27 protein-coding genes are annotated in these 24,336 nt (G+C 60.3%); 18 read left to right on the plus strand and 9 right to left on the minus strand.

Going from position 1 to position 24,336, the window contains the following annotated elements:
* Nucleotides 1–2 precede the first annotated feature (2 nt).
* From K5Q35_RS08525 to K5Q35_RS08545, 5 genes are read left to right on the plus strand one after another with little or no spacing between them, the layout of a single operon-like run.
* Nucleotides 3–1,250 (plus strand): nitrous oxide reductase family maturation protein NosD, encoded by a 1,248-nt coding sequence (locus K5Q35_RS08525; protein WP_220799242.1) that lies wholly within the window; start codon nt 3–5, stop codon nt 1,248–1,250.
* A complete protein-coding gene (locus K5Q35_RS08530) occupies nt 1,240–2,142 on the plus strand; it encodes an ABC transporter ATP-binding protein (protein WP_220799243.1) in 903 nt (300 codons plus the stop codon). Before K5Q35_RS08525 ends, K5Q35_RS08530 begins: the two co-directional genes overlap by 11 nt.
* Nucleotides 2,139–2,960, plus strand: coding sequence for an ABC transporter permease (locus K5Q35_RS08535; RefSeq protein ID WP_220799244.1), 822 nt, complete (start codon nt 2,139–2,141; stop codon nt 2,958–2,960). Before K5Q35_RS08530 ends, K5Q35_RS08535 begins: the two co-directional genes overlap by 4 nt.
* The gene (locus K5Q35_RS08540; protein WP_220799245.1) at nt 2,957–3,469 is read left to right on the plus strand and encodes a nitrous oxide reductase accessory protein NosL; all 513 of its coding nucleotides are present in this window, start codon (nt 2,957–2,959) and stop codon (nt 3,467–3,469) included. The genes K5Q35_RS08535 and K5Q35_RS08540 overlap by 4 nt, the downstream gene beginning before the upstream one ends.
* Nucleotides 3,466–4,368 carry an FAD:protein FMN transferase gene (locus tag K5Q35_RS08545; protein ID WP_220799246.1) on the plus strand — a complete coding sequence of 301 codons (903 nt, stop codon included), beginning with the start codon at nt 3,466–3,468 and terminating at the stop codon, nt 4,366–4,368. Before K5Q35_RS08540 ends, K5Q35_RS08545 begins: the two co-directional genes overlap by 4 nt.
* Before the next feature lie 9 nt (nt 4,369–4,377).
* Here K5Q35_RS08545 and K5Q35_RS08550 read toward each other — a convergent pair whose 3' ends face one another.
* The gene (locus tag K5Q35_RS08550) at nt 4,378–5,070 is read right to left on the minus strand and encodes a Crp/Fnr family transcriptional regulator (RefSeq protein ID WP_220799247.1); all 693 of its coding nucleotides are present in this window, start codon (nt 5,068–5,070) and stop codon (nt 4,378–4,380) included.
* Between the two features lie 242 nt (nt 5,071–5,312).
* Between K5Q35_RS08550 and K5Q35_RS08555 the strand changes: the two genes are divergently transcribed.
* Together K5Q35_RS08555 and K5Q35_RS08560 are read left to right on the plus strand one after the other, a co-directional pair.
* Nucleotides 5,313–6,047, plus strand: coding sequence for a Crp/Fnr family transcriptional regulator (locus K5Q35_RS08555; RefSeq protein ID WP_259650499.1), 735 nt, complete (start codon nt 5,313–5,315; stop codon nt 6,045–6,047).
* Nucleotides 6,010–6,597, plus strand: coding sequence for a DUF4202 domain-containing protein (locus K5Q35_RS08560; RefSeq protein ID WP_013963013.1), 588 nt, complete (start codon nt 6,010–6,012; stop codon nt 6,595–6,597). The genes K5Q35_RS08555 and K5Q35_RS08560 overlap by 38 nt, the downstream gene beginning before the upstream one ends.
* Nucleotides 6,598–6,641: 44 nt before the next feature.
* Here the strand turns inward: K5Q35_RS08560 and K5Q35_RS08565 are convergent, their stop codons facing one another.
* The 8 genes from K5Q35_RS08565 to K5Q35_RS08600 all read right to left on the minus strand — a co-directional run bounded on the left by K5Q35_RS08565 (nt 6,642) and on the right by K5Q35_RS08600 (nt 14,421).
* Nucleotides 6,642–6,893 carry a cytochrome C oxidase subunit IV family protein gene (locus K5Q35_RS08565; RefSeq protein ID WP_220799249.1) on the minus strand — a complete coding sequence of 84 codons (252 nt, stop codon included), beginning with the start codon at nt 6,891–6,893 and terminating at the stop codon, nt 6,642–6,644.
* Nucleotides 6,890–7,381, minus strand: a complete 492-nt coding sequence (locus K5Q35_RS08570; protein WP_220799448.1) for a cytochrome c oxidase subunit 3 — start codon at nt 7,379–7,381, stop codon at nt 6,890–6,892. The genes K5Q35_RS08565 and K5Q35_RS08570 overlap by 4 nt, the downstream gene beginning before the upstream one ends.
* Before the next feature lie 35 nt (nt 7,382–7,416).
* A complete protein-coding gene (locus K5Q35_RS08575; RefSeq protein ID WP_220799250.1) occupies nt 7,417–9,321 on the minus strand; it encodes a nitric oxide reductase activation protein NorD in 1,905 nt (634 codons plus the stop codon).
* Between the two features lie 3 nt (nt 9,322–9,324).
* Nucleotides 9,325–10,137, minus strand: coding sequence for a CbbQ/NirQ/NorQ/GpvN family protein (locus K5Q35_RS08580; RefSeq protein WP_220799251.1), 813 nt, complete (start codon nt 10,135–10,137; stop codon nt 9,325–9,327).
* Complete coding sequence (locus tag K5Q35_RS08585; RefSeq protein WP_220799252.1) at nt 10,134–11,504, minus strand: cbb3-type cytochrome c oxidase subunit I; 1,371 nt, start codon at nt 11,502–11,504, stop codon at nt 10,134–10,136. The genes K5Q35_RS08580 and K5Q35_RS08585 overlap by 4 nt, the downstream gene beginning before the upstream one ends.
* A 9-nt stretch (nt 11,505–11,513) precedes the next feature.
* Nucleotides 11,514–11,966 carry a cytochrome c gene (locus K5Q35_RS08590; protein WP_220799253.1) on the minus strand — a complete coding sequence of 151 codons (453 nt, stop codon included), beginning with the start codon at nt 11,964–11,966 and terminating at the stop codon, nt 11,514–11,516.
* 83 nt (nt 11,967–12,049) lie between these two features.
* Nucleotides 12,050–12,427 (minus strand): cytochrome c family protein, encoded by a 378-nt coding sequence (locus K5Q35_RS08595; protein ID WP_220799254.1) that lies wholly within the window; start codon nt 12,425–12,427, stop codon nt 12,050–12,052.
* Between the two features lie 23 nt (nt 12,428–12,450).
* Nucleotides 12,451–14,421, minus strand: a complete 1,971-nt coding sequence (locus K5Q35_RS08600; protein ID WP_220799255.1) for a NosR/NirI family protein — start codon at nt 14,419–14,421, stop codon at nt 12,451–12,453.
* A 129-nt stretch (nt 14,422–14,550) separates the two neighbouring features.
* Here K5Q35_RS08600 and K5Q35_RS08605 point away from each other — a divergent pair, with 129 nt between their 5' ends.
* The 11 genes from K5Q35_RS08605 to K5Q35_RS08655 all read left to right on the plus strand — a co-directional run bounded on the left by K5Q35_RS08605 (nt 14,551) and on the right by K5Q35_RS08655 (nt 24,277).
* A complete protein-coding gene (locus tag K5Q35_RS08605) occupies nt 14,551–16,293 on the plus strand; it encodes a nitrite reductase (protein ID WP_220799256.1) in 1,743 nt (580 codons plus the stop codon).
* A 99-nt stretch (nt 16,294–16,392) separates the two neighbouring features.
* Entirely contained in the window at nt 16,393–17,196 is an 804-nt protein-coding gene (gene cobA, locus K5Q35_RS08610) for a uroporphyrinogen-III C-methyltransferase (protein WP_013963003.1), read from the plus strand.
* Complete coding sequence (locus K5Q35_RS08615) at nt 17,189–17,506, plus strand: cytochrome c (RefSeq protein WP_220799257.1); 318 nt, start codon at nt 17,189–17,191, stop codon at nt 17,504–17,506. Before cobA ends, K5Q35_RS08615 begins: the two co-directional genes overlap by 8 nt.
* Nucleotides 17,506–18,657 carry a cytochrome D1 domain-containing protein gene (locus tag K5Q35_RS08620; RefSeq protein WP_220799449.1) on the plus strand — a complete coding sequence of 384 codons (1,152 nt, stop codon included), beginning with the start codon at nt 17,506–17,508 and terminating at the stop codon, nt 18,655–18,657. The genes K5Q35_RS08615 and K5Q35_RS08620 overlap by 1 nt, the downstream gene beginning before the upstream one ends.
* Before the next feature lie 10 nt (nt 18,658–18,667).
* A complete protein-coding gene (locus K5Q35_RS08625) occupies nt 18,668–19,672 on the plus strand; it encodes an AsnC family transcriptional regulator (protein ID WP_220799258.1) in 1,005 nt (334 codons plus the stop codon).
* A complete protein-coding gene (locus K5Q35_RS08630; RefSeq protein WP_220799259.1) occupies nt 19,662–20,111 on the plus strand; it encodes an Lrp/AsnC family transcriptional regulator in 450 nt (149 codons plus the stop codon). The genes K5Q35_RS08625 and K5Q35_RS08630 overlap by 11 nt, the downstream gene beginning before the upstream one ends.
* Entirely contained in the window at nt 20,108–20,599 is a 492-nt protein-coding gene (locus tag K5Q35_RS08635) for an Lrp/AsnC family transcriptional regulator (RefSeq protein WP_220799260.1), read from the plus strand. The genes K5Q35_RS08630 and K5Q35_RS08635 overlap by 4 nt, the downstream gene beginning before the upstream one ends.
* Nucleotides 20,599–21,813, plus strand: a complete 1,215-nt coding sequence (gene nirJ, locus K5Q35_RS08640; protein WP_220799261.1) for a heme d1 biosynthesis radical SAM protein NirJ — start codon at nt 20,599–20,601, stop codon at nt 21,811–21,813. Before K5Q35_RS08635 ends, nirJ begins: the two co-directional genes overlap by 1 nt.
* Nucleotides 21,788–23,335, plus strand: coding sequence for a nitrite reductase (locus K5Q35_RS08645; RefSeq protein WP_220799262.1), 1,548 nt, complete (start codon nt 21,788–21,790; stop codon nt 23,333–23,335). The genes nirJ and K5Q35_RS08645 overlap by 26 nt, the downstream gene beginning before the upstream one ends.
* Nucleotides 23,319–24,044 (plus strand): sirohydrochlorin chelatase, encoded by a 726-nt coding sequence (locus K5Q35_RS08650; protein WP_259650500.1) that lies wholly within the window; start codon nt 23,319–23,321, stop codon nt 24,042–24,044. Before K5Q35_RS08645 ends, K5Q35_RS08650 begins: the two co-directional genes overlap by 17 nt.
* Nucleotides 24,041–24,277, plus strand: a complete 237-nt coding sequence (locus tag K5Q35_RS08655; RefSeq protein WP_148264372.1) for a hypothetical protein — start codon at nt 24,041–24,043, stop codon at nt 24,275–24,277. The genes K5Q35_RS08650 and K5Q35_RS08655 overlap by 4 nt, the downstream gene beginning before the upstream one ends.
* Nucleotides 24,278–24,336 lie beyond the last annotated feature (59 nt).

Below are 24,336 nucleotides of genomic sequence, written 5' to 3' on the forward strand. Positions count from 1 at the left end.
CCATGCGGTTGCTCAAGGCGTTCCTGTTCCTTCTGATGATACTGGCAGGCCCTGTGTTTGCCAGCGGGACGCCTTTGCAGCCACTGGTTGATGCCACAGCACCGGGCGCGGTGCTGTGGCTTGCGCCGGGCCAATACACTGGCCCGGTGCACCTTTCGCGCCCTATGACCCTGATGGGCGTGCCGGGCGTGCATCTGGACGGGGGCGGGCAGGGTACGGTCCTCACGGTCGATGCTGAGGGCGTGCGGGTCGAGGGCCTGCGTCTCACCGGGTCCGGTGACAGTCACGAGACCAAGGATGCAGGCATTACCCTGACCAAAGCCGCCATCGGCGCGGTGATTGAGGGCAACCTTTTGCAGGGTAACCTTTATGGTATCGATGTGCACGGCGCGCGCGATGCGGTGATTTCGGGCAATGTCATCGAGGGCCGTCAGGGCCACCGGATGAACCAGCGTGGCAATGGCATCTACGTCTGGAACGCGCCCGGCACGGTGGTCGAGGGCAACGATGTCCGCTGGGGCCGGGACGGGATTTTCGTCAATACCTCCAAACGCAATGTGTTCCGGGGCAACCGCTTTCGCGATCTGCGCTTTGCGGTGCATTACATGTATGCCAATGACAGCGAGGTCAGCGGTAACCTGTCGATGGGCAACCATCTGGGCTTTGCGGTGATGTATTCGAAAAAAGTGCGTGTGCTGGATAATGTCTCCATCGGGGATCAGGATCACGGGGTGATGCTGAACTTCACCAACCGTTCCGTGGTGCGGGGCAATTACGTGCAGGACGGGGCCAAGAAGTGCCTCTTTGTCTATAACGCGCATAAGAACGAAATTGTGGACAATCGGTTTGAGCGGTGCGGCATCGGCATCCATTTTACCGCCGGGTCTGAACGTAATGACGTCACGGGCAATGCCTTTGTCGGCAACCGCACGCAGGTCAAATATGTCTCGACCAAGTGGCTGGACTGGGCGGTGGAGGGGCGGGGCAACTACTGGTCTGATTTCGTCGCGACTGATCTGGATGGCAACGGGATCGCTGATGGCACCTACCGGCCCAACGACAGCATTGACCAGATGCTCTGGCAGCAGCCCGCCGCACGCTTGTTGTTGGGATCACCCGCGGTGCAGCTTGTGCAATGGGCGCAATCGGCCTTTCCCGCGTTAACGCCGGGCGGTGTCATGGACAGCGCCCCGCTGATGCGCCCGGTTGAGATCGCCGTGCCGGATTGGGGGAAATCCTATGGCGGATAATATCGTGCTGGAAGTCAGCAGATTAACGCGCCGCTTCAAGGGCGCGGATGGTGTGTCTGACGTGTCGCTGAGCGTCAGGGCGGGCGAGCGGGTCGCACTGCTTGGCCACAACGGCGCGGGCAAATCGACGTTGATGAAGGGTATCTTGGGGCTGCTGCCCATCGACAGCGGCACGGCCCTGATCGCAGGGCATGAGGTCGGCAGTACCGCCGCGCGTGCCGCCGTCGCCTATCTGCCCGAAGCGGTATCGTTTCACCCGGCCCTGACGGGGCGCGAACAGCTTCGGCTCTTTGCTAAACTCGCCCGCGTGGATCGCCGTGACGCCGACAACCTGCTTGAACGGGTCGGGCTGGAGCACGCCGCCGAACGCCGTATCGGCACCTATTCCAAGGGCATGCGGCAACGGCTGGGCATGGCGCAGGTGTTTCTGGGCAAACCAGCGCTGGCCTTGCTGGACGAGCCGACGAGCGGGCTTGACCCCATCGCGCGCCATGACCTCTATTCGCTGATCGACGCGCTGGCCGCGCAGGGCACCGGCGTGATGATCGCCAGCCACGCGCTGACGGAAATCGAGGCGCGCACCGACCGCATCGCCATTCTGCGGGGCGGGCAGTTGGTTGCGGATGCGCCGCTGCAAGAGCTGTTCGCGCGGGCTAATATGCCGATCCGGTTCCGGCTGTCCGCGCGGGCCGATGCCACCGTGTTGTTTGACCGGTTTGGCGGGCATCGCATCAATGGCGCGCGCGTGGAATTCGACGTCACCCCGGATCAAAAGATGGCCCGTTTGGCCGATGTCACGGCCATGGGCGCGCAGGTCGCGGATGTTGAGATTATCCCGCCCTCGCTCGAGGACCTCTACCGATACTATTCAAAACCTGCGGAGGCTTCATGAGCGCTCTTCTCGCCATCGCCGCCACCGAATTCCGCATTCTGCGCCGCAATCGCTGGCTGGTCATTGCCACGGCACTGCTGTCGGTTTTTGCACTGGCGTTGACGATATCCGGCGCGACCACGTCCGGGGCATTGGGTGTTGATTTGCTGACCGTCTCCGTGGCCTCGATGACCACACTGGCGGTTTACCTGGTTCCGCTGGTCGCTCTGTTGATGTCGTTCGAGGCCATCGCGGGGGATGCGGAACGCGGGTCGTTGGCTTTGGTTCTGACCTATCCGGTGTCGCGTGGCGTGTTGCTGGCGGGTAAATTCCTTGCGCATCTTTTGGGCCTCGCCATCGCGGTCGGGATTGGTTTTGGCCTTGCCGGGGCGCTGGCCTTTGCGCTGGGGGGCGCGGGTGTGTCCAGTGGATTGGCGCTGCTGCGGCTGATGCTGGGGGCGGTCCTGTTGGGGGCGGCCTTCATTGCGCTTGGCTATGTCGTATCGGGGTTCAGCCGGTCTGTTGCCGCCGCCGCCGGGGGGGCGGGGTTCATCTGGCTGGTCCTCGTGGTGCTTTATGATCTGGTGCTGCTCGCGCTTGTGGTCTGGGATGATGGCGGGCTGTTCAGCCGTCAGGTGTTTCCGTGGCTGCTGGCGGCAAACCCGGCGGATGCCTTGCGCCTGTTCAGTGTCACGGCATCTGCCGATCAAGCGCTGGTGACGGGCATGGGGGCTGCGGTTGCGGCCCTGCCGCAGGGCGCGGCTTTGGTGTCTTTGTTGCTGTGGCCGCTGCTGGGTCTGGCGCTGGCGCGCCTCGTGTTTGGACGGAGGGTTCCATGAATAAACTGTTGCTTTTGTCTGTGCTGCTCCTGATTGCTTGCAAAGAAGAGCTGGCCGAGGCGCCGGATCCCATGCCGCTGACCGCCGAGAATGTGGCGCATTACTGCATGATGAACATCTCCGAACACCCTGGCCCCAAGGCGCAGATATTCCTGAGCGGTGTGCCAGATCCGATCTTTTTTGCGCAGGTGCGCGATGCCTTCACCTATCTCGCCAGTGCGGAGCAGGAAGGCTATGTCGCCGCCGTCTATGTCAATGACATGTCCACGGTGTCCTGGGACACGCCGGGCGCGGAAAACTGGATGTTGGCGCAAAACGCGCATTACGTCGTGGGGTCGGACAAACCCGGAGGTATGGGCGCGCCCGAACTTGTGCCCTTTTCAGACCCCGCCCGCGCTTTGGCCTTTGCCAGCCGCTATGGTGGAGCGATCTACGAAAAACATCAGGTGCCCGATCAGGCCTTTCTGGCCCCGGTTGAGCTGACTTTCGGGCAGGAGGAAAACGGATGACACAGCACGGATTTTCACGACGCAGGTTTCTGAATTTTGCAGCGGCGCTGCCGCTCGTCGGGCTGTCCACAGGCGCAATGGCGGCGGCTCCGGTAGCGCGCTGGCAGGGGGTGGCGCTTGGTGCCTCCTCGCAGATCGTCTTGTCAGGGGTGAGCGACGCCGAAGCCGCCCCCCTGTTCGCGCAGGTGCGTGATGAAATCGCACGGCTTGAGGGTATCTTCAGCCTTTACCAAAACCACTCGGCCCTGTCTCAATTGAACGCAACTGGCCGTTTGGATCGACCGGCCCCGGAACTGCTTGAAGTCTTGAGTATGTCGCATAGCGTCTGGGAGGCGTCTTTTGGTGCCTTTGATCCTGCCGTCCAGCCGCTGTGGATTGCGCGCGCAGCTGGCCAGAGCCTTGCGACACCCCGCGGTGATTTTGGCGATCTGACGTTTTCAACGGATGCCGTCGTGCTGCGACCGGGCATGGCGCTGACGTTCAACGGGATCGCGCAAGGCTATATAACGGACCGCGTTGCAGGTCTGTTGCGCCGTGCCGGTCTTGTCGATTTGATCGTGGATGCGGGGGAACAGCGCGCAATGGGCAGCCGTCCGGACGCAGGCGCATGGCGGGTCGGCATTTCGAACCCTGCAGGTACCGTGCTGAAGGAAGTTCACCTGCGCGACCGGGCTCTTGCGACATCCTCCCCACGCGGGACGGTGTTGGCGGGCGAGCAGGGTCACATCATCGATGCGCGCAGTGGGGTGTCTTCGCAGCGATGGAATACGATCAGTGTGTTTCACGAGAGCGCAGCCCTCGCGGACGCGTTATCAACCGCCGCCAGTTGCCTCTCTGTGGCGGAAACCGAGGCGATGTTCGCCCACTTCCCTGAGGCGGAACTCGCTCTGCGCGTTTAGGGTGGTCAATTACTGCTTGCGGATCAAAGCCCGGAGGACGAGCCTGTCTTTGATCATGGCGGTTTGACCACGTGTTCGCACACCGTGCTCTCTCAGTTCCAGAAACGTCCGCGACAGCTGCTGCGGACTTGTCCCGATTTTCGCAGCGATCAGGGATTTGCTGAACGGTAGGGTGAATTCCTGTCCGTCTTTGACATGATCAGACTGTTCGAGCAGAAATTTTACCAACCGCTCCCGGATCGTACGGGATTTGAGCCATTCGACGTCATCCACGAGCCCGTGCAATTTCTTGAACAAAGTGGCCAGTGAATGCGTCAGAACAGAGCGGTTATCTTGCATCAAATCGAGCAGCATCGCCCCATTTACGGCAAGCGCGCGCAGATCGGTCATGGCTTGACAGGACGCTGGATACGCTCTGCCGAGCAGCGCAGGAGCTTCAGCCAGGCAATCCCCTTTGTGAAACGCCTCGACGAGCGTGTGTGACCCATCGACCTCATCGCGGGTAATCTGCGCCCAGCCGTTCAGAATCAGAAAGAGATTTTCCGCACGTTCCCCCTGTTCGAACAGATATTCTGAGCGCTTCAATTCGATGACGCCACCGGGCGCGACAACACTGGACAGATTCACATCGGTCATTGTGGAAAACAGTAAAGAACCTCTGAGCGCTTCACGGTCAAGGTCGTTCAGAAGTGCTATGTTCATAGGGGAGGTTCCTCAGGTGTCCGGTCTGATTTTATCTTACACTTTTGCGCAAGACCGTAAACGCAGCACACCGAAATTCTGTCAGTTTTCTTTTACACTTTCACCCTGCATTTGAGATTTCTCAAAGACACTGCTGCGTTAACGATTAGATTACTATGCACGGTCGGTTTTCTACTCTCAGGGGAATCGCCAGACGATGCGTCGCTAGCCACCTCGCCTTGGAAGCAACAGAAAGAAATGAAATGAGAACCATGTTTGAGATAGCGGGGCGCGCCCCGATCTTTAGGCACGTGCCACCTGCGGATTTAGAGCGTTTACTGCAAAGATCCTCCGTGCGCCAACTCGACCGTGGCGCCTCGGTGTATCTGCAAGGCGAAGAGGCGCATAGCCTGTACGTGGTTCTCGAAGGGTGGGTGAAAACCTATCGGATGACCCCCTGCGGCAACGAGGCCGTGGTCGGCATTTTCACCAAATCCAGCAGTTTCGGAGAGGAAGCGGCGCTGGGGAACCAGAGTTTTGTCGCGGGGGCTGAAGCCGTGTCTGCGGGGATCGTTTTGCAGATCGATGCACAGGTTCTGACGCAGGCCCTGTCAGGGGATATGGTGCTGTGTCAGTCGGTTCTGGCTGGTGCGATGGAAAGCAACCGCTGTCTGGTGGAACATGTCGAACAACTGAAATCTCATACGGGCGGGCAGCGCATCGCTGATTTCCTGATTTCGCTTTGTGGGGATAAAACCGGCAACTGCACCGTGATCCTGCCCTATGACAAAGTGCTGATCGCCGCCTGGCTCGGCATGAAACCGGAATCCCTGTCCCGCGCCTTTCGGCGTCTCAAGGCATATGGCGTGACGATCCAGAAAGATCATGCCATTATCGAGTCAGTCGAACGGCTGGCCCATTATGCAGATGAGGACCCGGCCGAATCCTGGAGTGCGAAACATGACTGCAAAGCTGAACGCTGTATTGGAAGCAATTGATGCGGCTAATCGCGCCGATCCGGTGCAGGAACCTGATGACGCAGGCGTAGATCAACCCGAGGCTTATCTTTACGGGCTGCGCATGACGTCTGAGCTGGACCGTTTGTTTGGCGATCAGGCCAGCGATGTGTTGCGCATCGCCGCACGCGGTCAGCATATCGAACGCTGGATGCTCAAACGGGCGGAGTATCCCGAGGGCCGTGCCGGATATCTGCAGTGGCGGCGTGATCAGGGCAAAGCGCATGGCGCGCGTCTGGCCGGATTTATGCAAGACGCAGGCTACGACGCGAACTCCTGCGCGCGGGTCGGTGTGTTGCTGCGCAAAGAGGGCATCAAACGCGACGCCGAAGTGCAGCAGCTTGAAGATGTGATCTGCTTTACCTTCCTCAAGTGGTATTTTGCGCCCTTCGCGGCCAAACACCCCGACGAAAAGGTATTGGACATCGTTGCGAAAACCGCACGCAAGATGTCACAGGAGGCACGCGTGCGTGTGTTGTCAGAGTTTGATCTGCCAGATTCTCTGGCGGATGCGGTCAAGGCTGCGGCCTAGAGCGTCTGACGAAATACCTGAAACACCAAGTGTCACGTAACGCCTTAGGCTGCCAGAAACAGGACCAGCAGCAACGCGACAAAGCTGAACAGCCCGAACAGGATGCCCCCTGACCACCCTTGCACCCCGCGCAGTTCCAGATAATCCAGCAGTACCAGCCGGGCCTTGAGCCATGCGCTCAGCAGGATGAGACCACCGGCAATTTTGGGCGGTAGGGCGCTGAAATGCAGCGCTGTGCCCAAGGCGGTGAGGGCTGCAAGTGCGAGCCATGCACGGATCAGAGTGCTGCGCGTCATAGCAGGTAGATGACCGGAAAAAGCAGCACCCAAACCAGATCGACCATATGCCAGAATGCAACGCCGGTCTGGATGACGCGGGGGTGCGCGCTCCAACCGACCAGTGCCAGAATGACGATACCCGCGATGACATGGGCTGCGTGAAAGCCGGTAAGCAGGTAGTAAAACGTGTAGAACCCATGCGTTTCAAACGTGATCCCGGCGGCAGATTTCGCGGCATATTCGATCCCCTTGAGCCATAGAAAACTGAGGCCGAGCAGGCCCGCCGCCAAAAGCCAAAGGCGCGCGGCGCGTGTCGTCGTGGCGATACAGGCAAGGGCTGCGAACAGGCCCGAAGTGATCAGGATGATCGTATTCGCTCCAGCCAGTTCAATCATTAAACTATTCTGAGCGCTGGCAAATCCCACCGGGTCGGTCAGGCGCACACCCATGAAGGCCGCAAGCCCCGCACCGAAGACCGCGAGTTCGGAAAAGATCAGTACCCACATCATGACCTCGCCCGGCAGGCCCTTTACTTGCGTGCTCACCCACCATCCCCGACGAGTTGGCGGTAAAGCGCGGGCAGGGTGGTGATCAGATGTTCGGGTTGCGCGATGACCGCATAACCGCCCGGCCCGAAAAGCCGGGGAAACCAGCTTTGCCCTTTTGGATCGACCGTGATGCCAAAGACGGACTGGCCCCGCATCCGCGCCTCACGCACGGCCATGCGGGTGTCTTCGATGCCGTGGCGCCCTTCGTAGTGGTCGATGTCGTTGGGTTTGCCGTCCGTCAGCACCAGCAACAGCTTGGCCGATTGCGGTGTGGTTTGCAGGTCCGCCGATACATGCCGGATCGCGGCCCCCAGACGGGTGTAAAACCCGGGGCGCAGGCTGGCCAGCTTGCATTCGACCTCGCGGCTCATCGGTTCGGAAAAATCCTTGCACCGCTCCACATAGACGCGGTTGCGGCGCAATGACGAAAACGCGTGGATCGCCAGCGGATCACCACAGGCATGCAAACCCCAGGCCAGCGCGGTCAGCGCCTCGCGTTCGATGTCGATCACAGCACGGCCGGTCACAGCACTTTCGGTGCTGCGCGAGGTGTCGATCAGGATGGATACCGCCAGATTGCGCGAAGAGGGCCGCGTCTGACACCAGAGCCGATCATGGGCCGACCCGGTCGCAGCAATGTCGGCGCGCGCGCGGATCACGGCGGACAAATCCAGCGTGTCCCCATCGGGCTGCGCTTTCAACGTGACGGGACGCGGGCGAAAGGTTTCGAACTGACGGCGCACGTTGCGGATGCGGCGTTTGGCGGCGGCATCCTGCGGGGCAGGGGCATCGGCGGGTTCGGTTTCCGAGGCAAAGACCCGGCAGTGATCGGGCAGGTAGCTGTGGCTTTGCACATCCCATTCGTCATAGGTGTGTTTGCCTGAGATCGCCTCGCGGTTCACATCAGACGGGGCCAGATCGAGGTTCAGCTTGAATTTGCTGGCAGGCGCTTTGGAGATATCGGTGAGAGAGAGTTCCTCAAGGTCATCCATGGCCTTTTTCGCCGCCTCCAGATCATCGTCGTCGGTGCGGCGGTTCAGGTTCAGGAAATCGGCAAAACTCAGGATCGCTTCGAATTTATGCAGGATCAGGCTGTCGCGCCGCTCGGTCTGATCGGCGGCTTTGCGTTTGCCCTTTTTGGTCGTTTCCAGCGTTTCCTCGGTGCCTGTTTCGGCGTCTTCGGGGATGTCATCGATGGTCTGAAAAGCACTGGGACCACCGGGCATCAGTCGGGGCCATAGCGGCACGGGGCGCAAGGAGCGATATTTGCGCGGGGCGGCCCCCGGTGGCGCTTCGGGGGCGTCGCCCTCACCCAGAACATAGCGCGCCAGCATTTCCGCACTGGCCTCGGCACGGGGCAGGGCGGTGCGGGGGCGGGCGGCCAGATGTGCGTCCTTCAGAGCCACGAACAGTGTCTTGAAACCGGGGTATTGCGTCAGCGCGCGCAGGGCCATTTCCTGTCCTGCATGCAGATAGGCCAGATCAGCGGCCAGCGGATCATCCGGGGTCGCAGGGATGGCGCGCACACCGGCAGCGCACACCGCCAACCACGTATAAAGGCCGCGGTTCAATGCGCTATCAGCAAACAGATCGAGGGTAATCGGCAGGCGCAGGATACCGCCGTCAAAGCTGGCCTGCGGCGCGTGTTCGACCGAGGTGCCCAGCTTTCGCCGCCAGCTCAGCCGGTGATGGCTGGCCGAGTCCATGACGGGGCGGATTTCGACGGATGGATCACCGCCCAAGCCCCGAAACAGCACGGACAGGCGGGCGGTTTCATCCTCCAGATGCACAGCCGCCTGCGGGTGCGTGGGTTCGGGCGCGTCGAAATGGCTGGCCCAGCGGTGCCAGATCTTGCCGATGGTTTCTTCCGGCTCCCAAGGTTCCAACGCGTTCGACATAGGTTAGCCAAAGACCGCTGTGACGATGTCGTTCAGGCCTTGCTGCACGTCCTCGTCATCGGACAGCGGTTCGATCATCGCCGCGTGGATGGCCTGTTCGAGCGGCATCCCCTTGGCGATCAGCGTTGCGGTGTAGATCACCAGCCGGGTTGAAACACCTTCCTCGATATCCTGCCCCTTGAGCGCGCGAAACTTGCCCGCAAGACGCACGAGGTTCTGGCAACGACCGCTCTCCAGCCCGCTTTCCTGCGCGACAATCGCAACCTCCTGATCCATCGGGGGGAAATCGAAAGTGGCTGACAAGAACCGCTGCCGGGTCGAGGGTTTGAGCGTTTTGAGGATATTCTGATAGCCGGGGTTATAAGAGGCCACCAGCATGAAGCCTGGCGCGGCCTCCAACGTTTCACCAGTGCGGTCAATCGGCAGGATGCGCCGGTCATCGGTCAGCGGATGCAGCACGACGGTGACGTCCTTGCGGGCCTCGACGACCTCATCGAGATAACAGATCGCCCCTTCGCGCACGGCACGGGTCAGCGGGCCATCGGCCCAGACGGTATCGCCGCCCTTGAGCAGGTAGCGCCCGATCAGATCGGCCGCAGATAGATCGTCATGACAGGCCACGGTATAAAGCGGGCGACCAAGGCGGGCAGCCATATGGCTGACAAAGCGGGTCTTCCCGCACCCTGTCGGCCCCTTGAGCAAAAGCGGCATATTGGTTTCATAGGCCGCCTCAAAAAGCTCACATTCGGAGCCTTGTGGCATGTAAAAGGGGGCGTCAGCCGCCCCCTTGTCAAGTGTGGGAGATTGCATGTTCATTCCGCAGCCACCGATTGTTTGCCGCTGGGCGAGATGATCTCCTTGCGGGGGACCGCCACGGCGTAGATGAACAGCAGCGCCCCAAGCACAACGGCGATGCCGGAGCCGAACCGCATCCAGTAGAAGATGGTGATCGCATCCTGAACATCCATGAAATAGTCGCCCTGCACGCGCTGTGCATGGGTTTGGACCGTGCCTGCGAAGGTCAGCACGAAGGTCATGAAGGTCATACCACCGGCCATCAGCCAGAAGGACGCCATGTTCAGCACCTGATTGTAGGGATCACGCTTGCGCAGGATCGGGAAGGCATAGCTGAAGATCGCGAGGTTCAGCGATACATAGGCCCCAAAGAAGGCAAGGTGACCATGCGCTGCGGTGATCTGCGTGCCGTGGGTATAGTAGTTGATCCCGTGCAGCGTATGCAGAAAGCCCCAGACACCGGCCCCGAAGAACGCCAGCGTGGCGCAGCCCAGCGACCACAGGAGAGCGGCCTTGTTGGGGTGATCCTTGCGGCCCTTCCAGACCATGACAAAGGCAAAGGCCATCATGCCAAAGAAAGGAACGACTTCGAGGGCTGAGAAAACGGACCCGATCCACTGCCAGTAGCCCGGTGTCCCGATCCAGAAATAGTGGTGACCGGTGCCGAGAATGCCCGAGAACAGCGCGGTGGCGACGATCAGATAGAGCCATTTTTCGATGATCTCACGGTCAACACCCGTCAGTTTGAGCATCAGGAATGCCAGTACGGAGGCCATGATCAACTCCCACGTGCCCTCGACCCACAGGTGAACGACGTACCACCAGTACATTTTGTCCAGCGCGAGGTTCGACGGGTTGTAGAAAGCAAAGAGGAACAGCAGCGTCAGCCCCCACAGACCCAGCAGCAGCACGTTGGTGATTGCTGTCTTGCGGCCCTGCAACACGGTCATGGTGATGTTGTACATGAAGATCAGCGCGGCCACGACGATGCCCATTTTGACCCAGACGGGTTGTTCAAGGAACTCGCGCCCCTCTTTCCCCAACAGCCAGTTGCCCTCAAAGAGGTTGAACAGATAGGTCACAACAACGCCGAGCGTGCCCAGCACCATGATCGCCAGCTGGATATAGGCCAGCAGGGGCGAGTGTATTTCACGCTCTGACTCCTCGGGGATGACAAAGTATGCCGCCCCCATGAAACCCAGCAGCAGCCAGACGATCAGGGAGTTTGTGTGCAGCATGCGCACGATATTGAAGGGCAGGATTTCGGACAGAAAGTTGGGGCTGACATAGATCCAGCCCAGCAGCAGACCCCCCGAAACCTGAATGGCAAACAGCCCGAGCGCTACGGCAAAGTAGACAAGGGCAATGGATTGAGATTGGTACTTCATGGTGTTTCCTTATCCAGCGTCGTTCGGTGGCCAGTCCTGATTGCGGATCGTGTTGGTCCACAGCAGGAAGTCGCTCAACGCGCGGTACTCTTCGTCGTTCAGGCCAAAGTTTGGCATCTGACGGCGCCCCTCGATGCCGGTGGGCATGGCGTCCATCCACCCCTTGAGGGTCTCGAACGCGGCCTCGGGGTCATCTTCGACGCCCCAGCGTGTCATCACGTTGCCCAGCTCAGGCGCAAAGTACGCCCCTTCGCCAAGGATGGTGTGACAGTTCACACAGCCGTGGATTTCCCACAGGTGTTTGCCGTGCTCGACCCCTTCGGTCAGCGTGGCTGCATCCGTGGAGGTGGTCACGATATATCTGTGTGAATGGACCGAAAGTCCGACAAAGATGAGTATGAAAAATAATGACCCGCCATAGAATATGTTACGGGCCATGGAAGTCGTGAGAACGTCACGCATCCTTTGCTCCTTTTGATAGCAGGCCTATGAAAACACGATGGTTAAGGCGGCGCGTTGCCGCCTTAACAAAAGTCAAGCTGGGCTCAGTTGAAGGTCGCGAGATAGGCGATGACGTCCGCGATATCGTCGTCTTTCCGCAGACCCGCAAAGCTCATCTTGGTCTTGGGCATGTATTCCTTCGGTTTCTTGAGGAAAGCCGCCATTTCCTCTTCGGTCCACACCAGACCGTCACCGGCCATCGTCATTAGCGCATCCGAATATTTGAAATCAGGATTAGCCCCCGCAGCGGCCCCAATGATGCCGTTCAGCGTGGGGCCCACCTTGTTTTTGGCGTCTTCGCCTACGGCGTGACAGGCTTTGCATTTGCGAAAGACCTTTTCGCCGCTCGCCGGGTCGCCGGAAGCGAAGGCAGGGGCCGCGAGGGTCAGGGCCAGCAGGCTGATTGTGAGTTTCTGGAACATGTATTTGTCCTTTCAGATCAGGATTATGCCGCGCGATTGCGACGTTTGAGAACCGTACAGGTGTGCGGCTCGTGAAAGATCATCTGACAGCGAAGACAGAGGATGCATTCGTTTGGATTGATGCGCCCGAGCGGGTCGATGGCGCCCACGGTGCATTGTTGTTCACACAGGCGACATTCGCGTCCGCATTGGGGACGCCGGCGCAGCCAGTCAAAGATTTTCAGCTTGGCCGGGATCGCAAGCGCAGCCCCCAGCGGGCAGAGGTAGCGGCAATAGGCCCTCTCAACGAAAAGCCCCACGAACAGGATCGCACCGACAAACAGCAGGAAGGGCCAGCTGCGCACGAACCGAAGGGAAATCGCGGTCTTGAACGGCTCCGCCTCGGCGAGGATCAACGCGTCTTTCATCGAATAAAACGACAGGCCGAGGATCGCCAGAAACAGCGTGTATTTGATGATCCACAGCCGTTCATGCACGGCATGCGGCACGGCGATCTGTTTGATGCCGAGACGGCGCGCGGCTTGGTTTGACAACTCCTGCAGCGCTCCAAATGGGCACAGCCAGCCGCAAAAAACACCCCGGCCCCAGAACAGCAAACCAAGGGCCGTGAACCCCCAGAGCACAAAGATCAGCGGTTCGATCAGGAAGACTTCCCACTTGAACCCGTTCAGCAGCGAATGGACAAAGGCGACCACCTGCACCACGGACAGCTGCGCGCCGAGGACCAGCCCTAGCCATACGAATGTGACAGACAGAAAACCCATCCGCGTCCACAACCAGAGGCGCGGGCGTTTCACAAAGGCGTCTTGGAAAAACAGGATCGTAAAGAGCGTGCCAAGCATCACCGCAAGCCCGATCAGGGGCCCTTGCTTTTGCTGCCATGCCGCTTGCCATGCAGGCGGTGGGACTGGCATGGCGGCGGCGGGAGTCACGAAGGCTGCATCCAGTTCAAACGGCACCGAGATGGAGAAAACCACATCGCCACGGGTGGCCGAAATGGTCACGGTGAAAGGTTCGGCGAGGTTGATCTGGTCACGTGGAATGGCAAAGAGGCTGGCCTCTTTCATCTCTGGCGCGTCGTCCGGTTCGAACTGGTTCAGGCGCTGGTAGCCTGATGACAGCGGCGTGAATTGCCGCCCGTCCTGTTCGAGCATGACCCGGTCGAAAACCCCGGACCTGCGCCACGCGGTGCCGCGGTGCGAGTGCAGACCCCGGCTGGCGATCAGCAGGGCGTCATGATCTGCGGGCAGAGCGGCAATGGCGCGGCGAAACCCCTGCGCGCCCAACAGGTTCTGCCCGATCGTTGCCGGGTCCAGCACGCTGATCCACGTCTCAAGGAATATGCCGTCCTTGTCGGGGATCGGCGGATTTGCATCGGGCAAGGCGGCGCGCGCATCGCGCAGGCTCACGCTTTGGGTGGCGAAAGCGCCCATCTGGGTCAAACTGGCCCAGTTCGCAGGTTCAAAAGACACACGGTCAATGCCCCCGCGATCCGAATGGGCCAGCAACCGCGCGGTGTGCAGAATCGAATCGCGAATCACTCCCGTGGACACAGTCGCGCGACTGATGATGTCGGGCGCGTCGCCCTCAAGGCCCTGCGCGCCCATGCGCAAGCCCGCGAATTCGTCCACATAATCGGCAATGTCCTGATCCGATATACCCAGCGTCAGGATAGGTTCCGCATGTTCAATCAAACGCGCCCCGGTGATGGCACCTGCACCGTCCACAGCGACCAGAATATCCAGCGGTTTGCCTGAATAACCGGTGGATTTCAGTACTTCCCAAGTGGATGCGATGTGCCCCATCACGCGGCGGTCGCCCGCGTCCAGAACTTGCCAGTGGGGCAGAGGCGCTTCTTGTCTTTGCACCAGCACCTGCGCTGTGTCCGCCCCCACCAATGCGCGCGCCATTTCCGCGTCGGGAGCCGTCTCGCCCCACGCGGAACATACGCTCAGAAAGAGCGCGAAGATCGCGAACATCAAAGGTCTTGCCATGGCTCTTTCCACCTTGAAAACAAGACTGACAATGATCGGCGCGCCGCGTCTTGATCAAAGTCAAGGCGGCCCCCCGCCTGTATCCGCCAGCCTTGAGCATATCGAATTTACTGCAATTGGAGCCGATATATGTCCCTATCCATTCTCACACGTTCTGTTGCTGTCAGCGCGCTGTTGTCGCTGTCCGCCACATTGGCGCTCGCACAGGATAAGCCTGCGGATCACGGCGATGATGCGTCCGCTGCCTACCAGCCGTCCCTGACAACACTGGGTCAGATTCAGGTGGAAATTCCTGGCCGCAAACCCGGTGATCCGGTGATGACGCCCAGCGAATATCAGGATTCGAACACAATTTATTTCCAGCGGTGTGCGGGCTGCCACGGGGTTCTGCGCAAAGGCGCGACGGGCAAGGCGCTGACCACAGACATCACGCGTCCGAACGGGTTCGAATACCTGCGCGATTTCATCACCTATGGCTCGCCTGCGGGCATGCCCAACTGGGGCACCTCTGGCGACATGACCGAAGAGCAGGTCGATGCCATGGCGCGTTATCTGCTGCTGGAACCGGCCGTACCGCCAGAATGGGGCATGGCCGAGATGCGCGACAGCTGGAATGTCATCGTAGCCCCCGAAGACCGGCCCACTGAAAAGATGAACGACATCGACATCGACAACCTGTTCTCGGTCACGCTGCGGGATGCGGGTGAGATCGCCCTGATTGACGGCGCGAGCTACGAGATCAAGACGATCATCGAAACCGGCTATGCGGTTCACATCAGCCGGATTTCCGCATCAGGTCGCTATCTTTTCGTGATCGGTCGGGACGCCAAGGTCGTGATGATCGATCTGTGGATGGAAACACCCGGCCCCGTGGCCGAGATCAAAGTCGGATCAGAGGCGCGGTCGGTCGAGACCTCGAAATTCAAGGGCTATGAGGACAAATACGCCATCGCCGGTGCCTACTGGCCGCCACAGTTCGTCATCATGGACGGTGACACGCTGGAGCCACTGCGCATCAAGTCCACGCGCGGCATGACCTATGACGAGCAGGATTTCCACCCCGAACCCCGCGTCGCGGCGATCCTTGGATCACACTATAAGCCCGAGTTCCTTGTGAACGTGAAAGAAACCGGCAAGATCATGATGGTGGATTATTCCGACATGGACGCGCTGAAAATCACCGAGATCAACGCGGAACGCTTCCTGCATGATGGCGGTCTGGACAGCACGCAGCGTTACTTCCTGACGGCGGCGAACGCCCGTGGCAAGATCGTCGTGATCGACACCAAGGAAAGCAAGAAGGTCGCCGTAATCGAGACCGAAGGCGAGACACCGCACCCCGGTCGTGGCGCCAATATCAACCACCCGACCTATGGACCCGTTTGGGCCACCTCGCACCTTGGGGATGACACGGTTGCATTGATCGGGACGGACCCAGAAGGCAACCCGGATCACGCCTGGAAAATGGTACAGCAGCTTTATGCATTGGGTGGCGGGTCGCTGTTCGTGAAATCGCACCCCACGTCAAATCACCTCTATGTGGATGCGACGCTGAACCCGGATGCGGAAACGTCCGGCTCGGTTGCGGTCTTCAAGATCGACGAGTTGGGTCAGGAAGAGCCGGAGTACACCGTTCTGCCGCTGGTTGAATGGGCCGGTATTGCCGAAGGCCAGCCGCGTGTTGTGCAGGGCGAATTCAATCAGGCGGGCAATGAGATCTGGTTCTCGATCTGGAACGCCGCTGATCTGGAATCGGCCATTGTTGTGGTCGACGACAAGACCCTCGAAATGAAGCACGTAATCAAGGACGAACGTCTGGTCACACCGACCGGCAAGTTCAACGTCTTCAACACCCGCGCGGATGTCTACTGACACCGTCTGCGCAAACCGGGCGCGGCAGGCCTCTCCCTCCTGCCGCGCCTTTTCCGACACTGCCGTCCTGATGTGTAACTAAACTGGTAAGGATCTGAAATGCTGAAGAAAATGAACCAAGGTCAGGTCTTTTTGGTCGGTGCAGGGCCGGGCGATCCTGACCTGCTGACTGTGCGTGCTTTGCGGATGATGCAATCGGCAGATGTGGTGGTCCATGACCGGCTGGTGTCGCGCGATATCATGGCGCTTGTGCCTGCGGGTGTGCGTCGGATTGACGTAGGCAAGAAGCCTGACCACCATCCGGTGCCTCAGGACGAAATCAATGCCCTGCTGGTGCGACTGGCCGAAGAAGGATCAACCGTCGCCCGCCTCAAAGGGGGCGATCCGATGATTTTCGGACGCGGTTCCGAAGAGGCTGCTGTTCTGCGCGCCGCCGGCATCAAGGTGAGTTACGCTCCCGGTATCACAGCCGCCCAAGGCGTGTCTGCATCGACGGGCGTGCCGCTGACGCATCGCGGGTTGGCCACGGGTGTGCGGTATGTCACCGGTCATTGTCAGGCCAATCGTCCGCTTGACCTCGACTGGGACGGGTTGGCGGATGCGGATACAACGCTGGTCGTCTATATGGGTCACGCCAATATGCAACAGATCGCGGCTGGTCTGATCGAACGCGGGCTGCCTGCGGAACATCCGGTTCTGGTGGTCGCAAATGGCACGCGGCCCAATGAAACCCGTCTCGTGACGCAACTGGGGGCCTTGCAGATCAAACGTGCCAATATTCCCGTGCCCGGTCCGGTTCTGTTTATCGTGGGCCGCGTCGTCACCCTGATCGACAGTGAGGACAGCACGGCGGCGGACACACTTCTTCAGGCCCCTGAACTTCAGCGGGTGTTGCATGGCTAGGGCGGTCGCATTGCTGGCGATATTTGTGCTTGCCGCGCCCTCTGTCGGTGCCGAAGCGCTGCCGCAAGCCGAACAAGACCGCCTTGCGCATTTCGTGCAACAGGATTGCGGGTCATGCCATGGTCTCAAGATGACAGGAGGCCTCGGCAGTGCGATTACACCTGAGGCACTTGAGGGTCACACGGTCGATGGTCTGACGTCGATCATTCTGGATGGTATTCCGGGGACGGCCATGCCGCCGTGGCGTCCGCTCTTAACCGAAATCGAGGCACAATGGATTGCCGAATACCTGCTGGAGGTCAGCCCGTGATGCGCCTGATGAGTTTCCTGACCCTCTTGTTGTCCCTTGCCCTGCCCGCCACAGCCGAGGTGGAGGTCCACGCCACGGGCGATATGGGTGTCGTGATTGAACGCACAACCGGTTCTGTGCTGATCGTGGATCAATCCGATATGGATGTGCTCGCCCGGGTCGAAGGGTTTGGCGATCTGTCCCATGCCAGTGCAGTATTCTCACCGGATGCGCGCTTCGCCTATATCTTTGGCCGTGACGGCGGGCTGACCAAGCTTGATCTGGTCACACAATCCATCGCAGGCCGGGTCATGCAGGCGGGCAATTCCATCGGCGGTGCCATTTCCGACGATGGGCGTCTCGTGGCGGTCTCCAACTACGAACCGGGCGGTGTGCGGGTGTTTGATGCGCAAACACTTGATCTGGTGGCGGATTTCCCGACTGCGTCGAAAACCATTGGCCTTGTGGATGCCCCCGGCGGACGGTTCGTCTTTTCAATGTGGGACACGGGCGAGACGTGGATTGTCGACATGTCGGATGCCACGCCTGACGTTACTAAAGTCTCCGGCATGGGCGCAAATCCCTATGATGCGCTGATCACCGGCGACGGGCGTCGCTACATTGTGGGGCTGTTTGGCGAGGACGGGATGAGCACGCTTGACCTGTGGTCCGATGCGCCGGTGGCACAGCGTATTCTGCCCGGTTATGGCCGTGGCGAAGAACCGTTGCCGGTCTATAAAATGCCCCACCTTGAGGGCTGGGCGCTGGCGGGGGACCGTTTTGCCCTGCCTGCGGTCGGACGCCACGAGCTGCTTTGGCTGGATGCACAGAAACTGACAGAACTGGGGCGCACGAAAACCCATGGCCAGCCTGTTTTCGCCGTGGCGCGCCCCGACGGGCGGCACGTCTGGGTAAATTACGCCCACCCTCACAATGACACGATCCAGGTGATCGAGGCCGCATCGGGCGAAGTTCTGCACACCCTAAAACCCGGCCCCGCCGTATTACACATGGAATTCACCGCACGCGGTCATCAGGTCTGGGTGTCGGTGCGCGATGCCAACCGTATCGACATCTACGACACGCAAACGTTTGAAAAAATTGGCGAGGTCCCGGCAGAAACACCATCGGGCATCTTTTTCACTGCAAGGGCCCATCGCATTGGGCTTTGAGAGGACACACATGACGCTGGATGCGCTCGACTGGAGGCTGATGAACGACTGGCAACGTGCCTTGCCACTTGTGTCGCGCCCCTTTCAGGAGATCGCGCGCCACCTTGATACCACCGAGGCACGCATCATCGAACGCTTGAAAAAGCTGCTGGAAACCGGCGCGATCAGCCGTATCGGCGCCACCTGCCGACCTAATACCTTGGCGGCGAGCACGCTTGCCGCAGTTGCAGCCCCCGACGATCAGATCGAAGAAATCGCCGCCGTGATCAATGCGCAGGAAGGGGTCAACCATTCCTATGAGCGTGAAAACAAATGGAACATCTGGTTTGTAGCGACCGGGCCCACGCGCGCTTTTGTCGATGATATCCTGCGGCGCATCACCGAACAGACGGGCCTGCGGGTGCTCGATCTGCGGCTTGAGCGGCCTTTCAACGTGGATCTCGGATTTGCGCTGGATGGCTCGAACGCGCTGCCGCAACCGCGCGCGGTCGACACGGACATCAAGATCGAAGCAAGCGACCGCGCGATCATGCAGGCCCTGTCCGAAGGGATGATGCCCACCGCCTGCCCGTTTGCCGACCTCGCCGCGCGGCTGGGTCAGACCGAGGCTGAGGTGCTGGAGCGGGTCCGCGTGCTGGCGCAATCGGGGATCTTGTCGCGTATTGGTCTGATCGTGCGCCACCGGGCCCTTGGATGGCGGGCCAATGCGATGTGCGTCTTCAAGGTGCCGCCGGACGAGATAGAGGCCTGCGGGCGTGCGCTGACCGCCGTGCAGGGGGTGACGCTGTGTTACGAGCGGCGCGCCGTGCCGGGGGTCTGGCCCTATACGCTTTACTGCATGATCCATGGGCGCAGCCGGTCCGAAACGCTGGATGTTCTGAGCCAGGCCCGAGTGGCCGCTCGTCTGGTGCCCTATGAATACCGCATTCTGTTCAGCACCCGCTGTTTTCGCCAGCAGGGCGCGCTGATCGTTGCGCCATCCGACAAGACCACAGGAGAAACACATGCAGATTGACGACACCGACCGGCAGATCATCAACGCGCTGCAAACCGGGTTTCCGATTGCGCCACGCCCCTTTGCGCTGGCCGCTGAGCGTCTTGGACTGGCCGAGGACGATCTGATCGCGCGGCTGGCCCGCATGAAGGACGCAGGCATCATCACGCGTTTCGGCCCGTTTCTGGATGCAGCAGCCATGGGTGGTGCCTTTTGCCTTTGTGCCATGGAAATCCCGCCCGCGCAGTTCGAGGCGATGACCCAAACCGTCAACAGTTTCGATGAAGTGGCGCATAATTATGCGCGCGATCACCGTCTGAACATGTGGTTTGTGCTGGCCACTGAGACCCCCGAGGGGATCACCGAGACCGCCGCGCGCATTGAGGCCTCGACCGGCCTGCCGGTGTTTCAGTTTCCCAAACTCAAGGAGTTCTTCGTGGGCTTCCGGGTGGCGGCATGAGCATCTCACCCCAAGACCGCGCCCTGATCAAAGCCTGTCAGGCAGGTCTGCCGCTGGTGCCGGAACCCTACGCGCAGATCGCCGATCAGCTGGACATGGCGCAGGTGGATGTGATGAACCGCCTTGAGGCGCTGTTGGGGCAGGGTGTCATCCGCCGTGTGGGCATCGCGCCCAATCACTATAAACTCGGCATGGCCGCGAACGGCATGACCGTCTGGGACATCGACGATGCCGAGGCCGAAGAGTTGGGCGCACTGATCGGCGCGATGGAGGACGTGACCCATTGCTATCTGCGTCCGCGCAAAAGACCCGTCTGGCCTTACAACCTTTTTGCCATGCTGCACGGATCCACCCGCGACGAGGTCGAGGAAAAACGCCAGCATATTCTGCAGCTGCTGGGCCCTGCGGTGCGTGCGCATGATGTGCTTTATTCAACGCAAATCCTCAAGAAAACCGGTCTGCGACTGGCCAGTAAAGGAGCCACCTGATGTTTCGACTGACCCAATATATGGAACAGCTGATCACCCCCACACCGCCGCGCACAAGGCGTGGCCCGGTGCGGCCTGTGGTGATCTGGAACCTGACGCGGCGCTGCAATCTGAAATGTCGTCACTGCTATACGACCTCGTCGGACAATATCTTCCCCGGTGAATTATCCACGAAACAGGCGCTGGGTGTGATTGACGACTTGGCGGAATTCAAGATCCCTGCGTTGATCCTGTCGGGCGGTGAGCCGCTGTCGCGTGGTGACATCTACGAGCTTGCTCAGTACGCCCGCAAAAAAGTCCGCTATCTGGCGTTGTCGACCAATGGCACGCGCATCGACGCCGAGGCGGTGGAAAAGATCGCCGACATCGGGTTCAACTATGTGGGCATCAGCATCGATGGCGTGGGGGCCACAAACGACTGGTTCCGTGGTCAGGAAGGCGCTTTTGATGAGGCGCTCGCCGGCGCGCAGCTGTGTAAGGAAAAGGGCATCAAGGTCGGCCTGCGCTTCACCCCCACCGAGGATAACGCTGAACAGCTGCCCGCGATCCTTGATCTCTGTGAGGCTGAGGGCATTGATAAATTCTACATGTCGCATCTGGTCTATGCCGGGCGCGGCAACAAGAACCGGGGCGAAGATGCAGGGCATGCGCGCGCGCGATCCTGCGTTGATCTGCTGCTTGATCGCGCGTGGAGCGCGCTGCAAAAAGGCCGTCATTTCGAGGTTGTCACCGGCAACAATGATGCCGACGCCGTGCGCTTTCTGAACTGGGCCAGCGACCGCTTTGCCCCCGAGCAGATCGACCATCTGACCGCGCATCTGCAAGCCTGGGGCGGGAATTCCTCTGGCGTCGGCGTGGCCAATATCGACCCCACGGGCAAGGTGCATCCTGATACCTATTGGTCCGATTATACCGTGGGCAATGTGAAATCCGACACGTTCTCGAACCTCTGGACTGGTTCTGACGAGATGCTGGCCTTGCTGCGTATGCGCCCCCGTCCCTTGAAAGGGCGCTGTGGGGCCTGCGCGCATCAATCGGTTTGTGGTGGCAACACCCGCATCCGCGCGCTGCAACTGACGGGTGACCCGTGGGAGGAAGATCCCGCCTGCTATCTGTCAGACGCCGAGATCGGGTTGAACGGGGCCGAGGCCCCACGCATTGAACTTCGCAAATTCACCGGGAGGCGACATGATCCGGCGCATAATTTCACTTAGTCTGCTGGCGCTCACACCGCTGAGCCTACAGGCAGAGCCCGCTGTACTTTATGCCACCCATTGCGCGGTCTGCCACGGCGATGACCGTCTGGGCAGCCTTGGCCCCGCACTGATCCCCGAAAGCCTGCGCCGTCTGAAAGGCGACAAGCTGGAAGCGGTGATCGCAAAGGGGCGCATCAGCACGCAGATGCCCGGCTTTGACGCACAGATCAGTGCCGAGGATATCACTGAACTGGCCGCCTATCTGCACACACCCCTGCCAGAAATGCCCGTCTGGGACGCAGACCGCATTGCCGAAACGCTTGAGGTGAACCCCGTTTACGTCGCACCCGACGCGCCGCAACATGATGCCGATCCGCTCAATATCTTCGTGGTGGTGGAAACCGGTGATCATCACATCAGCGTGCTGGATGGCGACACATTTGACGTGCTCGCCCGGCTACCCACACCGCTGGCCGTGCATGGCGGGCCGAAATTCACCCCCGACGGGCGGTTCACCTTTGTGATGTCGCGCGACGGCTGGGTGCAAAAGATCGACCTGTGGTCCATGCAGGAGGTCGCGCGTCTGCGCGCGGGCGTCAACAGCCGCAACATCGCCATGTCCAAGGATGGCAAATACCTTGCCGTGGCCAATTACCTGCCGCACAGCCTGACCATTCTGTCCACGGCGGATATGTCGGTAGAGCGCATCTTTGATGTGGTGGGCAAAGACGGTGAAAGCTCGCGCGTGTCCGCCGTCTATCAGGCCCCGCAACGCGACAGTTTCATCCTTGCACTGAAAGATATTCCCGAGATATGGGAGGTTTCGACCGATCCCAATGCGGACCCTGTGTACGAAGGTTTCGTGCACAGCCGCGAAAAGGGCATGGTCGAGGCGATCGCTTCGTCCGAGGGGCTTTTTGCGCGCCGCCGCATCGAAGTGACCGAACCGCTGGATGATTTCTTTTTCACGCCGGATTACCGGTTTCTGATCGGGGCGGCGCGGGAAAGCGACCGGGGCGTTGTGGTGAACCTCAACGTGGGCCGCGAGACGCATGAATTGCCGCTCTCGGGTCTGCCGCATCTGGGGTCGGGCATCTCGTGGGAATATCAGGGGCGGCGCGTCATGGCGACACCGCACCTGCGCGAGGCAAAACTGTCGGTGATCGATATCCAGAACTGGGAAATCCTGACGCAGATCGACACCGACGGGCCGGGGTTTTTCATGCGCAGCCATGAAAATTCACCCTACGTCTGGGCCGATGTGTTTTTCGGCCCCAACCGTGACGTAATGCATGTGATCGACAAGCAGACGCTGGAGATCGTCAAGACCCTGCGCCCCGTGCCCGGCAAGACGCTGGCCCATGTCGAGTTTGATCGTGAAGGTCGTCACGCGCTTGTCAGCCTGTGGGAAGACGACGGGGCGATCTTGATCTACGACGCGCAGACGCTTGAAGAAGTCAAACGGCTACCAATGAGCAAACCATCAGGGAAATACAATGTTTTCAATAAGATCACCTTTTCTGATGGCACCAGTCATTGATCGGCCCATCCTTGTGGTCACACATGGTTCGCCCTCTGAACCCGCACCACAGGAAGAGGCCGTGCAGGCGTTGGCGGCGCGGCTGAACCAGCTGATGCCCGACACCATGGTACGCGGCGCGACCCTTGCGTCAGAGGGTGCGCTGGATCAGGCTGTGCGGGGCCTTGATCGGCCGATCGTCTGCCCTTGGTTCATGTCCGATGGTTGGTTTGTCAAAACCTATCTGCCCAAACGCCTGAAAGCGGCGGGTCTTTCCGATTGGGAGGCGACGGCGCCCATGGGGCTGATGCCGGGGGTGGCGCGGCTGATGTGTGATCGCATACGCCTGCGTATTGCGACGCTGGAGTGGCAGATGGCGCAAACCACTGTCATTCTTGCCGCGCACGGCTCACCCTCCAGCAGCAGGCCGCGCGAGGCGACCGAAGCCGCAGCAAAGGCGCTGGGAGCGCAGGGCGGGTTCAAGGCGGTTCGTCCCTGTTACGTGGACGAGCCCCCCGCGATCCGCGATGTGGTGTCTGCGGTTCAGGGTCACGCAATTGTGGTGCCATTTTTTGCCGTGCGTGCGGGTCATGTCACAGGTGATCTGCCCGAAGAACTTGAGGCCGCGCAGTTTGCCGGGCCGGTTCTCGACCCTGTTGGAACATGGCCAGAGACGCCCGCGCTGGCGCTGGCCGCGATCACCGCATTGTTTGGTGCACAATGCGTATGAGCGATGATCGCCCCTGGCCTGTGTGGAAACTGGCGCTGTTGATGTATCCGTTTGCGGCCGGTGCGGTGGCGATCAACCTCTTCATGCTCAGCCTGATGGCACCGGTTGTGGGGTTGGACACGCTGAACCCGCTGACGGCGTTGAAGCTGTCCGTCGTTCTGGGTGTTCCGGCCGCATGGGCTGCAGGCCGCTGGGCGCGCCATTTAATGGATGAGGCAGACGAGGGCACTTGACCAAGGTCAAGGCCATGGGCGCGCGCGCCCGGTTTGATAGGTAAAACCCCGGGGGAGAG

It is taken from the genome of Roseobacter sp. OBYS 0001 (assembly GCF_019654895.1).
GTDB classification, from domain to species: domain Bacteria; phylum Pseudomonadota; class Alphaproteobacteria; order Rhodobacterales; family Rhodobacteraceae; genus Roseobacter; species Roseobacter litoralis.